General features: G+C 71.3%; 12 protein-coding genes and 1 pseudogene. 8 read left to right on the forward strand and 5 right to left on the reverse strand.

The window, feature by feature from the left end; translation table 11 throughout:
* Position 1: 1 nt before the first annotated feature.
* From ABEB03_RS11100 to ABEB03_RS11115, 4 genes are all read right to left on the reverse strand, one after another.
* On the reverse strand, positions 2-604 hold the full coding sequence (locus ABEB03_RS11100) for a hypothetical protein (protein ID WP_345645510.1): 603 nt from the start codon (positions 602-604) through the stop codon (positions 2-4).
* 297 nt (positions 605-901) lie between these two features.
* Entirely contained in the window at positions 902-1,084 is a 183-nt protein-coding gene (locus tag ABEB03_RS11105) for a hypothetical protein (protein ID WP_345645513.1), read from the reverse strand.
* Between the two features lie 219 nt (positions 1,085-1,303).
* Positions 1,304-3,001 carry a hydrogenase maturation protein gene (locus tag ABEB03_RS11110; protein ID WP_345645516.1) on the reverse strand — a complete coding sequence of 566 codons (1,698 nt, stop codon included), beginning with the start codon at positions 2,999-3,001 and terminating at the stop codon, positions 1,304-1,306.
* A 219-nt stretch (positions 3,002-3,220) separates the two neighbouring features.
* Complete coding sequence (locus tag ABEB03_RS11115) at positions 3,221-4,342, reverse strand: lipid II:glycine glycyltransferase FemX (RefSeq protein ID WP_345645519.1); 1,122 nt, start codon at positions 4,340-4,342, stop codon at positions 3,221-3,223.
* A gap of 257 nt (positions 4,343-4,599) precedes the next feature.
* Between ABEB03_RS11115 and ABEB03_RS11120 the strand changes: the two genes are divergently transcribed.
* The 7 genes and pseudogenes from ABEB03_RS11120 to ABEB03_RS11150 all read left to right on the forward strand — a co-directional run.
* Positions 4,600-5,355 (forward strand): 2OG-Fe(II) oxygenase, encoded by a 756-nt coding sequence (locus ABEB03_RS11120; RefSeq protein ID WP_345645522.1) that lies wholly within the window; start codon positions 4,600-4,602, stop codon positions 5,353-5,355.
* A gap of 75 nt (positions 5,356-5,430) precedes the next feature.
* Entirely contained in the window at positions 5,431-5,793 is a 363-nt protein-coding gene (locus tag ABEB03_RS11125) for a hypothetical protein (protein WP_345645525.1), read from the forward strand.
* Between the two features lie 254 nt (positions 5,794-6,047).
* Positions 6,048-6,854, forward strand: coding sequence for a DUF899 domain-containing protein (locus ABEB03_RS11130; protein WP_345645528.1), 807 nt, complete (start codon positions 6,048-6,050; stop codon positions 6,852-6,854).
* 486 nt (positions 6,855-7,340) lie between these two features.
* Positions 7,341-8,672 carry a PP2C family protein-serine/threonine phosphatase gene (locus ABEB03_RS11135; protein WP_345645531.1) on the forward strand — a complete coding sequence of 444 codons (1,332 nt, stop codon included), beginning with the start codon at positions 7,341-7,343 and terminating at the stop codon, positions 8,670-8,672.
* A gap of 148 nt (positions 8,673-8,820) precedes the next feature.
* The gene (locus ABEB03_RS11140; protein WP_345645534.1) at positions 8,821-9,999 is read left to right on the forward strand and encodes an MASE1 domain-containing protein; all 1,179 of its coding nucleotides are present in this window, start codon (positions 8,821-8,823) and stop codon (positions 9,997-9,999) included.
* A gap of 204 nt (positions 10,000-10,203) precedes the next feature.
* Positions 10,204-12,288: an NAD-dependent DNA ligase LigA gene (gene ligA, locus ABEB03_RS11145; RefSeq protein ID WP_345645539.1), complete on the forward strand. Its 2,085-nt coding sequence runs from the start codon at positions 10,204-10,206 to the stop codon at positions 12,286-12,288.
* Between the two features lie 93 nt (positions 12,289-12,381).
* A pseudogene (locus tag ABEB03_RS11150) lies at positions 12,382-12,891 on the forward strand (HAD domain-containing protein); the annotation flags it as partial.
* 553 nt (positions 12,892-13,444) lie between these two features.
* On the opposite strand, the gene ABEB03_RS11155 reads toward ABEB03_RS11150, so the two are convergent.
* Complete coding sequence (locus ABEB03_RS11155; protein WP_345645544.1) at positions 13,445-13,978, reverse strand: GNAT family N-acetyltransferase; 534 nt, start codon at positions 13,976-13,978, stop codon at positions 13,445-13,447.
* Positions 13,979-14,095: 117 nt separating this feature from the next.
* Here ABEB03_RS11155 and ABEB03_RS11160 point away from each other — a divergent pair, with 117 nt between their 5' ends.
* Complete coding sequence (locus ABEB03_RS11160; protein WP_345645548.1) at positions 14,096-14,857, forward strand: PIG-L deacetylase family protein; 762 nt, start codon at positions 14,096-14,098, stop codon at positions 14,855-14,857.
* The last annotated feature ends 4 nt before the right edge of the window (positions 14,858-14,861 follow it).

A 14,861-nucleotide genomic window follows, 5' to 3' on the forward strand; every position in this document is an offset into this window, starting at 1 on the left:
CCTAAGCCAGGGCCTTCGCCTTGTACGACTCCGGATAGCGCTCCGTGAACTTGACCGCGCACGCCAACAGGACGATCGGGACGACCCAGTTGAACCAGTCGTCCAGGGACGGCACCAGGATCGCGAGCAGGCCCAGCACGGCGATGACGACGAAGACACCGCCCCACACTGCGGTCAGGACCATGTTGATGTGCTTGAAGACCGGCGAGTCCCAGACACTGGGCGGTGTCGACCGCCGCGCGTACTGGGCGGTGAACGGATCGAAGAACAGCGAGCCCAGTGCCACGAGGGCCACGACCGCGTTGGCGAGCACCTGCGCGTAGGTCTCCAGCCAGATCAGCTCGTGGTGGTCCAGGGCCAGGGCGAGGACGGAGACCACGGCGAAGAACACGATGCCGGTCATGTCGAGCAGGTTCAGGTGGCCTTGAAGGATGTCCCGCCCGGAGAGCACGAGGGACGCGGCGAGCGCGGCCAGCGCCGCGTACTCCCAGGTGCTGGGGCCGGCCACGATCGTGAAGATGATCCAGGGAGCGAACCCGAGGAAGACGCCTCCGGCGCTGACGGATCTCTTCGGCGGTGCCTGCGTCTCCGTCACCTGTCCCATGGAACGGCTCCCATCGCTTGTCACGAGCGAGCGGGCGGGCACACCGCTTTCCTCATCATGCCGACGGGGAGACACGGTCGCATCCGGGCGGCACCGGGGCCCCGGTGCGCACCTGCGCGAATCTGCTGATCGCGGACATCAGCAGCGCGCCTTCGACCGGCCGGACGCGCACGTGGACGGCTCGGGCCGGGCCCGGGCCGTCCACACGCGCACGCCGTTGTGGTCATTCATCCGTTCGTCGAGATCACCTTCGTCGAAGCGCCGGCCGGTCACGCCCGGCGACCCACCGGCCTGCGATCACTGGACTCCCAGGTCGTCCGACCGCTCGCCCTCCGCCTGGGACGGCTCGGTCCTGGGAACGTCCGGGTGCCGCTCCATGGCCGCGCTCGCGCGCTCGGCGGGCTCGTCGCGCTCGCCCTCGGCCTGGGAGGGCGTGTGGGAGTACAGCCAGCGGTCGTACTCCGAGGCTCCGGTCTTCATGGTGGCCTCCCTTGCTCGCTCACCTCCCATGGTCCTCTCCGGACCGCGCCGGGGCCAGGGCAGTCGCACTCCGTTACGCCTGTCCCGTCGGAGCGCCGGTCCCCTGTCCAGGCCCGGCCGTGTCAAGTCACGAGATCCAGTGGCGTGACCCCGGGCGCCGACTCGGGCCTACTGGAACCACGGGCCCGCCTACATGACGCGGGCCCGGCCAAAGCACCCTCAAGAGATGTCTTCCGCCTCCGGGACGGCCGCCGGGCCGCTCAGGTGGAGCGGCGTACGGGACGGCTTCTCCTTGCGGACGAAGGCGCGCCGCAGCGCGTGGTACGAGCTGTCCGGGTCGTCGAAGGTCCGGCGCATCCGGGCCAGCTCCCGTTCCCGGAAGACCTCCAGTGGTCCGGTGTTCGCCTGCTCGGCCTTCTTCCTCTCGATCCGGGCGCGCGTGGCCGGTGCCGTGGCCAGCCGGGCCGCCAGGAGACGGACCTCGGCGGCGAAGCCGTCCGCGCCGCACTCCACGACGCGGTCGACGAGACCGAGGCACAAGGCGCCGGTCGCACTGACCGGGAAGGCTTCGTGCATGAGCCGTGCCGCGGTGGCGGCTCCCACCCGGCGGGGCAGTGTGCACGTCCAGTACTCCGAGCCGTACAGGCCCATCAGACGGTAGTGCGGGTTCAGCACCGCGCCGCCGCGGCACCACACCTCGTCGGCGGCCAGGGCGAGCATCACGCCGCCCGCCGCCGCGTTGCCCGGGACCGCGGCGACGACGAGCTTGTCGTCGGTGGTCATCACCGCCTCGACCAGATCGTCGATGGCGTTGATGTTGGCCCAGGACTCCGCGGCGGGGTCGTCGGCGGCCTCGATGACGTTGAGATGGATGCCGTTGGAGAAGAAGTCCCGCCGTCCGCCGAGGACCAGCACGGAGGTGGGGCGGGCGCGGACCTCCTCGTACGCGTCCAGGAGCCGACGGCACTGGGAGGTGCTCATCGCTCCGCCCGGGAAGGAGAACGACAGGTGGCCGACGCCGTCCTCCTCGCGGTACTCGATGTCCGACCAGGTGCGCCGCCCGTCCGCCGGGAACAGCGGTGCGCCGAGTTCGGGCAGTGGGGGCAGCCGGGAGCCCAGTGCCGACACGGCCGGAAGCTTGAAGGTGGGCGGCTGCCCGGGCACGCGCCGCCGCCGCAGCTCGGGGATCCACACCGCGCCGTCCTTCGTCGCCCGGCAGAGCGCTCCGGTCCTGGTGGCGAGCGGCTCGCCGGGGACTCCGCGCAGGGTGTCCTCGGGGTGGCCGCCGTGCAGGTACCACTCCTCCCCGAACAGCGCGTCCAGGACGCCGGGTTGGGAATCGGCGGCACGCAGCTTGCGCAGGACGGTCGCCGTGTCGTCCTCCTGCCAGTCGATCCGCCGGGCGCTCTGGTCGAGGTAGGGGCGGGTGCGGGCGGTGCTCTGCGACAGGGGGGTGTGGGTGCCCGAAGCGAAGCGTTCCACGGCCAGCAGGACGGCGGAGAGGGCGGCGTCGGCGATCTCGTTGCGGTACAGGTCGCTCTTGGCCAGCGGTGACAGCGTGCAGGCCGCGGTCGCCCAGACGTCACCGGCGTCCATCTCCTCCACGGCCTGAAGGACCGTCACACCCCAGTCCTCCGCGCCCTCCTGGATGGCCCAGTCGAGGGAGGACGGCCCCCTGTCGCCGAGCGGGCCCGGGTGGACGACGAAGCAGGGGTAGGAGGCCCACACTTCGCGTGGGATGGCCGTTCTGAGCATCGGGGCGATGACGAGCCGGGGCGCGTGCCGGTGGACGGCCTCCGACAAGGAGCGGCCCGGGAGGGCGAGTTCCACGGGGACGGTGTGGCCGCGGTCCCGCAGTTCGGCGTGGACCCGTTGGGTGAGGCTGTTGAAGCCGCTGGCGATGAGCAGGATGTGCACGGCGAACTCCCCCCGGCGGGCGACGGTGTCTGCGATGATGCCAGGCCACCTGTGATCCTGTGGCCCGCCCTCGTCGGGCACGCGCCGACCGGCCGGGGGATCCCTCGAAAGCGAGTCGGGAGCGGCCACTTGGCCGCGCGGGCCGCACCCACTGCAGGAGCGCGTCCCGCCGGGTCGGCGATGTGGCGCTCTCCCCCGCGCCGGGACACGTGCGCCGCCTCAGCGCCTGGACATGTAGAGGTTGAGGGCCTTGTGGAGGACCTTGTTGAGCGGGTAGTCCCACTCGCCGAGGTACTCGACCGCCTCGCCGCCCGTGCCGGCCTTGAACCGGAGCAGGCCGAGCAGGTGGTTGCCCTCGTCCAGGGTGTCGGTGATGCCGCGGAAGTCGTAGATCCGGGCTCCGAGTTCATGGGCGTCGGACATCATGCGCCACTGGACGGCGTTGTTCGGCTGGACCTCACGCCTGCGGCTGGTCGAAGCGCCGTAGGAGTACCAGACGTGATCGCCGACGGTGAGCATCGTGGCTGCCGCGAGCACCTCGCCGTCGTGATGGGCGAGGTAGAGCCGCATGCGGTCGGCGTCCTCGGACGTCAGAGCCGTCCACATCCGCTGGAAGTAGGGCAGGGGGCGGGGGATGAACCGGTCCCGTTCGGCCGTCTCGACGTAGAGGTCGTAGAAGGCGGGCAGGTCGTCGTAGCCTCCCTGGACGACCTTGACGCCGGCCTTCTCCGCCTTCTTGATGTTGCGGCGCCACTGCTGGTTGAGACCCTGCCGGATCTCGTCGAGCGACCGTCCGGCGAAGGGCACCTGGAACACGTAGCGCGGCTGGCCCGCGGCGAAGCCGTCCTCGCCGCCCGGTTCGGTCCGCTGCCAGCCCATCCGCCGCAGCCGGTCCGCGATGTCCGAGGCTCCCGGCTCGTGCGCGGTGGCCTCCACCTCCCGCAGCCACCGGGCCTGCGGGTCGGCGATCGCGTCCTTGACCGCCTCGGCGCTCCAGCGCCTGGCGACGACCGGCGGGCCCATCTTCACCGAGAACGCGCCCTGGTCCTTCAGATACGCGAGCATCGGCTCCAGCAGGCGTTCCAGGTCCGGGGCCGCCCAGTCGAGCACCGGGCCCTCGGGCAGATAGGCGAGGTATCGCTTCAGTTTGGGCAACGGCCGCAGCAGCACCAGTCCGGCACCGACGAGCCGGTCGTGCTCGTCGAACCAGCCCAGGCTCTCCGCCCGCCAGTCCGGCTTCACGTCCCCCCACGAGGGAACCTGCATATGACTCACCGAGGAACGGGCCGCGACGAAACCCAAATGCTCGTCACGGCTGATCGCCTTCAGGCGATAACTCATGCGCAATGCTCCTTTGCTCGGCGCACCAGCCTACTGAGCCGTAGCGCGATCACGGCGTGTCACACGGCCGGGAGCACGAAGGGTCACGAGCCGCGTTCCGTTCCCGCGCAGGCCCGTGAAGCAGCCCCGCAGCATGACGTCCGGATCCCGCCGGCATGCGGCCCGGGGGGCGACGAGGGTGGGGACAGAACGCTGCCGGACGTGCACACGCACCGCATGCGTCCGGGGCACGACCTCCGATCCAAGGAATCCTCACCGTGAGCACGACCACCCAGACCGCCACCCGGACCGCCACCCGGACCGCCACCCCGGCCTCCGACCGGGTCGCCCGGGCCGATTGGGCAACGCTGGCCGACGAACTCGACGCGCACGGCCATGCACCGACCGGCCCGATCCTCACCCCCGCCCAGTGCCACGAGATCGCGGCCCTGTACGACGAGCCCCACCGTTTCCGTACGACCGTCGACATGGCCCGCCACCGCTTCGGCTCCGGCCAGTACCGCTACTTCACCCACGACCTGCCCCACCTGGTCGCCGAACTGCGTGAGGCGTTCTACCCCCGGCTTCTTCCCGTCGCCCGGGACTGGGCCGCCCGACGGGGAGAGCCCGCCCCCTGGCCCGACACTCTGGAGGAGTGGCTCACGCTGTGCCATCGGGCCGGGCAGGCCAAGTCCGCGCAGATCCTGCTGCGTTACGGCCCCGGCGACTGGAACGCCCTGCACCGCGACGTCTTCGGCGACATGCTCTTCCCCCTCCAGGTCGTCATCGGCCTGAACGCCCCCGGCACCGACTACACCGGCGGCGAGTTCCTCATGACCGAGCAGCGGGCCCGCGCACAGTCACGCGGCCACTCCGCCACCCTGCCGCAGGGCCACGGCCTGGTGTTCACCACCCGGGACCGGCCGGTGGCCGGCAAGCGGGGCTGGTCCAACGCACCGATGCGACACGGTGTGAACACGGTGCGCACGGGCTGTCGCCACACTCTCGGCCTCGTCTTCCACGACGCGGCGTGAGCACCGACACCGACACCGGCTCCGGCTCCGGCTCCGGCTCCGGCTCGCAAGGGAAGCGGAGCCCATACTGAATGCGTGCGCACACCCTTCGCTCAAGAGGCGGTCCTCGTCACGGCGGCCGACGGCGATGTGCGAGCGCCCGGCGCCGCCGTCACCGTCGCGCTGTGCGGGCATGGGGAGCACGAGCCCCCGTGCCCGCTGGCGCCGCACCACACGTCCGCGGAGCGTTCCGGGGACGAGGTCCGGCTCCGCGTGCTGTTCGCGGCCGCTCCGGCCGACGAGGCCGAGGTCCGCGCCCGCATCGAGTCCGCCCTGTCGCAGAGCACCTTCCAGGGCCCGGACGGCGTCACCACGCGGTGGCGGCTGCGCAGTACACGGCCCAGCCCCGTCCGCCAGGACGAGACCGACCACGCCGAGCGTCTCACCTCGCCGGAATGACACCACGGTGACGGCACGGGCGTCGGACACCCCCCGGACCGCTCCTCGCCGCGCCCCGTCGCCGACACGCCGCTGAACTGCGAGCCCCGCAGGAGCAGTTCCCCACGGATCTGCGCGAGAGGGCGGACGAGCACGGCGGACGAGGGCACACGGTGCCTGGGCGCGGGCCGTGGGGCACCCGGTGGTGGGCAGGGGCGGGACGGGCCAGCATGAAGAGCGGCAGAGCCGTGAGGTCCGCAGTTGGGAGAGCCGGGATGACGACCATGGGCATGGGAGACCTGCCGCCGGTGGTGTCGCGCGAGGAGTGGCTGACCGCCCGCAGGGAGCTGCTGAGGGAGGAGAAGGAGCTCACCCGGGCACGCGACCGGGTCAACGCCGACCGGCGGCGGCTGCCGATGGTCCGGGTCGACCGGCCGTACACCTTCCAGGGCCCGGACGGGACGGTCGGCCTGCTCGACCTGTTCGAAGGGCGGCCGCAGCTCGTCGTGCACCACTTCATGTGGATGTTCGACATCGATGCCGACGGTCGTGAGCACCCCCGTGACTACGGGTGCTCCAGCTGCTCTTCCGCCGCCGACCAGATCCCCGCCGACCTCCGGCAGCTGCACGTGCGCAGCACCAGCCTGGCCGCGGTGTCCCGGGCGCCGTACGACACGATCGCCGCGTTCCGCGACCGTATGGGCTGGACGTTCCCGTGGTACTCCTCGCAGGGCAGCGCGTTCAACTACGACTTCCACGCCACCGTCGACGACCGGGTCGCTCCGGTCCTGCTCGGCTTCCGCACCGAGGACGAACTCGCCGAAGCGGGCAAGCCGTGGAACGAGGACATGCGCGGCGACTGGCCGGGCGTCAGCACGTTCCTCCGTGTCGGCGACGAGGTCTTCCACACGTACTCCGCGTTCGGGCGCGGGATCGAGGAGTTCCACAACGGCAACAACTATCTGGACCTCACCGTGCTCGGCCGCCAGGAGCCGTGGGAGGAGCCGAAGGGGCGCGCGACCCCGCTCGGCCTGCACGTCGGGGGCCCCGCGATGCGCCTCCCCGACGAATACGGGACCTGACGGCGTCGCACGGGCCGAGGGACGTGCGGGGCGGAGGGACGTCCGGGGCGACGGGGCGACGGGGCGACGGGGTGAGGGGGTGAGGGGGATCAGTCCGGGAAGTCAGGCAACGACGGAAGTGGCATGCTGCTGTTGGAGCAATGACCATCTGCCCTGTTCGGCCGTGCCAGGCTGTGGTCCCGATTGATCAGGGTCATATCAGGAGGCCGGTGTGTACCGCTCAGGTGAGGGCCTGCACGAGCGGCGCCGTCGCGACCGGCGCACAGGCCTCGCCGTGTCGACGCGCACACCACCTGCGCCCCTCCCGGACCGGCGGACGAGCACCGGGACAGCCCTCCTGTCCGGCGACCCGACCGCATCCGGTGCCCCCACTCGGCCGCACGGAGCCGGCGCGACGGGCGACGGCGCTCCGTCCACCTCGACCGAGACAGGCCACTGCCACCCGAGGACGCACCGGTCCCGACATCAGGCCGCCAGGCGCACGTGATGGCCGGACACGAGGGGAGCCACCCGAGGCAGCCGCACCTGCCCGACCTGAATGCGCGTCTGCGCGCCGAGGTGAGCCGGATCGACGAGCAGTTGCGGGCCCTGCTGGACGCCATGGACCGGCTGCAGGGGCTGCTGGACGCGGTGGTGGCCATCAGTAGGGAGGTGGAACTGTCCGCGGTGCTGCACCGCATCGTCAGCACCGCCATGGACCTGGTGGGCGCCCGCTACGGCGCGCTGGGCGTCCTCGGCGAGTCCGGGGAGCACCTGGAGCAGTTCATCTCGGTCGGGCTGTCCGAGCAGGAACGAACCGATCTGGCCGAAACCGGGATGCCGCGCGGGCTGGGTGTCCTCGGACATCTGATCCACCACCCCGAGCCGCTGCGGGTCGACGACATCTCGTCCCATCCGTCCTCCTCGGGGTTCCCGGCCGGCCACCCGCGCCTGCGCACCCTGCTCGGCGTCGCCATCAGCGTGCGCGGCGAGATCTACGGTGACCTCTACCTGTCGGAGAGGAGCGACGGCCGGCCCTTCGACGTGCACGACGAGAACATCGTCATCGCGCTGGCGAGTGCCGCGGGCATCGCGATCGACAACGTCCGACTGTTCGAGCGGGTACGTGTCGGGGCCGAGCAGTTCCAGCGACTCCTGCTGCCGAGGCTGCCCGACCTGCGGCCCTTCTCGGCCGCCGCCATCTACCGGCCCGCCACGGAGCCCAGCCAGCTCGGCGGGGACTGGTACGACGCCGTACTGCTGCCCGACCACGTGGTGGCGATCGTCATCGGTGACGTGATCGGCCACGATCTGCATGCCGCCGCCTCCATGGCCTCCACCCGCAATATGCTGCGCGCCCTCCTGTTCGACCGGCTGAACCCGCCCGGCGCGGTCCTCTCCCAGCTCGACCGCACCCTGCAGGCCGTCACCAGCAATCCCGTCACCACCATCACTCTGGCGCGGCTCGAACCGGAGGGGCCGGGGTGGCGCCTCCACTGGAGCACGGCGGGCCATGTGCCACCGCTGGTGATCAGCCCCCAGCACCGCGCGGAATACCTGTTCGCCGAGCCCGGACTGCCGCTGGGCGTCGATCCCGACCAGCCGCGCCCCGACCACTCCCGCTACGTGCCTCCGGACGCCACCGTGGTGTTCTTCACCGACGGACTCATCGAAGATCCGGCACAGCCGATCGACGAGAGCCTCGACAGGCTCGCCGGTCTCGCGGCGAAGTACAGCAGTCTTCCCCTGGACGACTTCGTGCAGGCACTGGCCGATCACCACCCCAGTGACGGCCACGACGACATGGCCATCCTCGCGCTGCGCACCCCGCACGTCTGACCCGGTCCTCCGCCAGGAGCCCGTCGTCGGCCCGACGGTGCGGCGGAGGCTCCGGAAGGTCCGGCCGTCGGCCCGACGGTGCCGTGGAGGATCCGGGAGATCCGACGGATGATGGATCTCGGGGCGGTGTCGATGCGGAGGTCGCCCGATGGCTGTCGCGCCGCATGAACGGCTCCGGCGCGGCGGGGTGCTCGCCCTGGAAATCTGCGTCGTCGCCGCGCTGTACTACGGCTCGGCCCGGCTCGGACTGGCCCAGCAGCTCGTACGCAGCCAGGTCACACCGCTCTGGCCGCCGACAGGTATCGCGCTGGCGAGCCTGCTCCTGCGCGGCCCCCTCGTCTGGCCGGGAATCACGCTCGGTGCCTTCCTGGCCAACTTCTCGCTCGGCCCGTCGATACCGGCCGTCCTCGCGATCACCGCCGGGAACACGCTGGCACCCGTCTGCTCGTATCTGCTGCTCCGCCGGGCGGGGTTCCACAACGAGATCGACCGATTGCGGGACGCACTCGCCCTGATCTTCCTCGGTGCGTTCGTCGGCATGCTGATCAGCTCGACGATCGGCAGCGGCACGCTGGTCGCCGCCGGAGTGCTCAGACCCGGCGCCTTCTGGCCTACGTGGTCGGTGTGGTGGACCGGTGACGCGATGGGCGTCCTGCTGGTCACTCCGTTCCTTCTGCTGCTTCCCTCGGTGCATCCGCCGAAGCGCATCACTCCGGCGCGCTGGGTGGAGGCCCTGTTGCTGGTGGCGGCCACCGTCACGGTCGGATACCTCCAGAGGAGCGACACGCCACTGCTCTTCCTCGGCTTCCCCCTGCTGATCTGGGCGGCCTTCCGCTTCCAGTTGGCCGGGGCCGCGCCCTGCGCCCTCGCCGTGTCGACGTTCGCCATCGTCGGCGCCGTGGAGGGAACGGGCCCGTTCGCGGGTCGCGACCTGCTCACCAGCATGATCACCCTGCAGGCGTTCAACGGTTCCGCCTCGCTGACCGCACTCCTGCTCAGCGCGGCCGTCAGCGAGCGCAACCAGACCCAGTTGGAGATCGCGCGAGCCTGTAGGCAACTCGCCGAGATGGTGGCGAAGATCGCGGCCAGCAGCCACCGACCGGTTCTCTCCGACGGAGAGCTCGACGAGGTGTGCGAGGTGAAGGAGGTGGAGCAGGAAGTGGAGCAGGAGGTGACGAAGGGGGCGGAGCCTGAGGCGGAGAGGGGGGCCACGAAGGGGGCGCAGACTGCGGCGGAGAAGCAGGCGACGAAGGCGGCGCAGACGGACGCGGAGAAGGAGGCGGAGACGGAGACGGACGAGGAGGGCAGCCGGACCGCGAGACCCTGAGCACGCGACCGCTTCGCGCCGGGACGTGCCGTCATGATCGAAACGTACAGAGCACCACTGACGATGTACAGAGCACCGTTGACAGTGAAGGGCGGCTGTACCGCCCCACCCGGCCCGTCGCGAGGGCCGGCCACGGGACCGGCGAAGGCCTTCGAGCGACGTGCGTGAGGGGCATTGTCAGTGGTGGACGGCAAGATGCCCGTCATGACTACAGCTGCAGCAGTGATCGTGGACGCCGTCGCCTACGCCCAGGCGGTCCAGGACGCCGTTGGGGCGGCGAAGGCCTACTACGAGGGTGGCACTTCGCCGATCGACGACGACACCTACGACCGTCTGGTGCGCGCCATAGCCGAGTGGGAGTCCGAGCACCCCGACGAGGTGCTGCCCGACTCTCCGACGGGGAAGGTCGCCGGCGGATCCGTCGAGGGCGACGTCCCGCACACCGTGGCGATGCTCAGCCTGGACAACGTGTTCTCCGCCGAGGAGTTCACCGCGTGGACGGCATCCCTGGCCCGGCGCATCGGCCATGACGTCACCCGCTTCAGCGTCGAGGCGAAGCTGGACGGTCTCGCGATCGCCGCGCGCTACACCGGCGGCCGGCTCACCCGGCTGATCACCCGGGGCGACGGGACGGCCGGAGAGGACGTCTCGCACGCGATCGGCACCATCGAGGGCCTGCCGCGGGAGCTGGCCCGACCGGTCAGCGTGGAGGTTCGCGGCGAAGTCCTCATGACGACCGCCCAGTTCGAGCACGCGAACGAGGTGCGCACCGCGCACGGCGGGCAGCCGTTCGCCAACCCGCGCAATGCGGCCGCCGGCACCCTGCGGGCCAAGGAGCGCGCCTACACAGTGCCGATGACCTTCTTCGGCTACGGCCTGCTGGCCCTGCCCGACACCGACTCCGAGCTCTCCGGGCGGCTGGACGAGCTCGCGCACAGCGACCTGATGGCCCTGGCCGCCGAGCTCGGCGTGCACACCACGGCGCGAACGGCCGTGCCGGGCACGGCCGTAGACACGGCGGAGCAGGTCCTGGAGCGGGTGACGGAGATCGCCGGCCTGCGCGCCGAGCTGCCCTTCGGGATCGACGGGATCGTCGTCAAGGCCGACCTCGCGGCCGACCAACGGGCCGCCGGAGCGGGCTCACGGGCGCCGCGCTGGGCCGTCGCCTACAAGCTTCCGGCCGTGGAGAAGATCACCCGGCTGCTGGCGGTGGAGTGGAACGTCGGGCGGACCGGCATCATCGCCCCACGCGCCGTACTGGAGCCGGTGCGGATCGAGGGCTCCACGATCACGTACGCGACCCTCCACAACCCGGCCGACATCACCCGCCGCGACCTGCGGCTGGGCGACCATGTGATGGTCCACCGCGCAGGTGACGTCATCCCCCGCGTCGAGGCCCCCGTGGCGCATCTGCGCACCGGGGACGAACAGCCCATCGTGTTCCCCGAGGAGTGCCCGCGCTGCGGGTCGGCGATCGACACGAGCGAGGAACGCTGGCGCTGCGAACGCGGACGCGACTGCCACCTGGTGGCCTCCCTCTCGTACGCGGCGGGCCGCGACCAGCTCGACATCGAGGGACTCGGCGGCACCCGGGTCGTCCAGCTCGTCGCGGCCGGCCTGGTCACCGACCTCGGCGACCTCTTCGCCCTGACGCGGGAGCAGCTGCTCGGCCTGGAACGGATGGGCGAGACGAGCACCGACAATCTGCTCGCCGCGATCGAGAGGGCCAAGGGACAGCCGTTGTCCAGGGTGCTCTGCGCGCTGGGTGTCCGCGGCACCGGACGGTCCATGTCGCGACGCATCGCCCGGTATTTCGCGACCATGGACCGTGTCCGCGCCGCCGATGCCGAGGCGATGCAGCGGGTGGAGGGCATCGGTGCCGAGAAGGCCCCGTCGATCGTCGCCGAACTCGCAGGGCTCGCGCCTCTCCTCGACAAGCTCGCCGCGGCCGGGGTCAACATGACCGAGCCGGGTGCCACCGCGCCCTCCCCCACGGACGCGACCGACGAGGCCGTCGCCACGGGCATCGAGGAGGGTGGTCCGCTGGCCGGCATGGCCGTGGTGGTCACCGGCGCGATGACCGGACCGCTGGAGAAGCTCACCCGCAACGAGATGAACGAGCTCATCGAGCGTGCCGGCGGCCGGTCCTCGTCCAGCGTCTCCAAGAAGACCGGTCTCGTCGTCGCGGGGGAGAACGCGGGCTCCAAGCGCGCGAAGGCCGAACAGCTCGGCATACGGCTCTCCACCCCGGAGGACTTCGCCGTTCTCGTCGCCGACCACCTGGCCTGACCCGCCTCGCCCGCCGCGTACGCCGTCCGGAGGTCCCGCGGCCCTGTGCCGGGGCCTCCGTGCCGGGACCCCGGGAGCGGCTATCGTGCGGCGGTGACCGGTTCCGGGCAGCGCGCGCTGCTCTTCCTCGACGTCGACGGACCACTGATCCCCTTCGGCGGGGCCTCGGACGAGTACGCCACGTACCCGGTGGACCGCGATTCCGAGGGCGCGACGGCGCATCCGCTGCTGGCGAGGCTCGATCCGCGTCACGGAGCCCGGTTGGCCGCGCTGCCGTGTGAACTGGTCTGGGCCACGACCTGGCGCGACGAGGCGAACGAGTGCCTCGCGCCACGGCTGGGGCTGCCCCGGCTGCCCGTCGTCGACTGGCCGGAGCCGTCCGACCTCGACGAGCACGACGCACGGATCGGGCTGCACTGGAAGACCCGCATCCTCGTCGACTGGGCCGCGGGGCGCCCGTTCGTCTGGGTCGACGACGAGATCGGTGACACCGATCGGATCTGGGTGTCGGCCCACCATCCCGGCCGCGCCCTGCTCCATCGCGTCGACCACCGTCGGGGCCTCGTCGACGCGGACTACGGCGTCCTCGAGAAATGGCTGCGAGGAGCCGCCGAAGGGCCGTCATACGGCACGCACCTGCTGCCCCTGCTGCGCCGCCTCGATGATCCCCAGTGGCCGGAGTGGCCGCGCGACTACGACCGCACCCGGATGTCGGTGCTCCTCGGACGTCTCGCGGCCCGCTTGTCGGACGACTTCGCCGTCCGGTGCACGACCGAGCAGGACACCCAGGACTCCAGCGAGTACGGCCGGGTGACCGTACCGGGCGAATCCACCCTGTGCGGGACGCGGATCGTCGTCTGCGTGAGCAAGTTCGGGTCGCTGGCGCTGGTGACGGCCGACAACCCGGGCGCCTACTTCGGTACGGACGACGCCCGGGACCAAGGGGACCTGGACGTCGGGGACCTCTCCAAGGTGGTCCGGGCGTTGAACGACCTGGAGTACGTGGTGGTGCCCGAGGAAGTGCTCGCGCTCGACTACGACGGACCCACCCGGCTGCCTGCGGATGTTCGACGCCCCAGCTGGTGGGACCGGTTCTTCGGATACTTCTGACCGTGGCCGGACCGCCGACTCACGCCCCTGCGGGCCGCGCGCTCCGTCACATCGGCAGCGACAGCAGGCGTACCTCCCCGCCCGGCCAGGGCTCCCCCTCCTTGAGAGGCGTCCACATGGTCCGCAAGGGCATGACCACAGGCCCCGCGGGCTGTTCGACGTGCACCTCTTCCTTCAACTCGTGCCAGCCGAGCCGCTCGTACAGGGGGACCAGCGGCGGCCGGCAGAAGAGGATTCCGTGATCCGGGCCCAGGGTCCGCGCGTGGTCCACCGCCGCCGTCACGACGAGGCGGGCCAGCCCGCGCCCCCGCTGGTCCGGTGCGACGGCCACGCCTCCAACACCCATGACGTCCCCGCGTGTTCGCCCGATCGACAGAGGGATCCTCACCAATCCGGTGTGGGCCACGAGGCGGCCGTCCAGCCTGATACCGAAATGCTCTTCCTTGGACAGCCACGTCAACCCGGCGGCCGCCACACCGAAGGGGTCGGCGCCGTCACCGAGGATCTCGTCCTGATCGGCCCTCTCGTACCGCGCCAGCCGCTCGACGATCGGCACCGCGGGAATCACGTCGTCAGTCATCCCCACATGATCCGCCGCGCGCGGGTCGCGGCCAAGCGAGCAAGTCGTCGCGTGAGCGGTCCCCTAGCCTGAGCAGGTCCGAGATTCCGAGTCCCCGTGCCGGAGGGTGGCCGAGACATGGTGGTTCCGAGCGTGCTCGGGGTGTTCGCGCATCCTGACGACGAGTCACTTTCGGCCGGGGGCGTGCTGGCGCGTCACGCCGCCATGGGGGCGCGGACGGCGGTCGTCACGACGACCTGGGCGGAGGACACCCCACGTGCGGAGGAGTTGTCCGACGCACTCCGGATTCTCGGTGCCGAGGAGCCGCGGCTCCTCGGCTACGCCGATGCCCGTGTTCCGCAGTCGGCTCCGGGGCAGGTCCGGTTCTGTGACGCGCCGTTGGACGAGTCGGTTCGGCATGTGGTCGCGCACATCCGGGAGTTCCGCCCGGACGTGGTCATCACCCATGACGCGTACGGCGGGCTGACGGGTCATCCGGACCATCGCCATACGCACAGGGTGACCTCTCTGGCGGTGCAGGCCGCCGCTCTGGAACGGCTCTGTCCGGACGCCGGTGCCCCTTGGCGGCCGAGCGCCCTCTACCTCGCCACCCACCCGCACTCGGCGGCTCGGGCGCTGGGAGCGGGTCTCATGCGGCAGGGCAGGGAGATGTTCAGCGTGCCGGACGAGTGGATCGGCGCCGCCGTGGACGTGGGTCCGTGGTTCGAGCGGAAGGTCGCCGCCGTGCTGGCCCACCGCTCCGAGGTGGCGCGAGGCGCCCTGCCAGGTCGCATCGCCGTACTCCCGCCCGTCGAGCAGAGGCGTTTGCTGGGCACCGAGTGGTACATCCGCCACGACCTCGCCCCCGCGCCCGCCGCCAGGACAGAACTGACCCCGTGAGCGC

The organism is Streptomyces siamensis (assembly GCF_039543605.1).
In the GTDB taxonomy this organism is placed as follows: Bacteria; Actinomycetota; Actinomycetes; order Streptomycetales; family Streptomycetaceae; genus Streptomyces; species Streptomyces siamensis.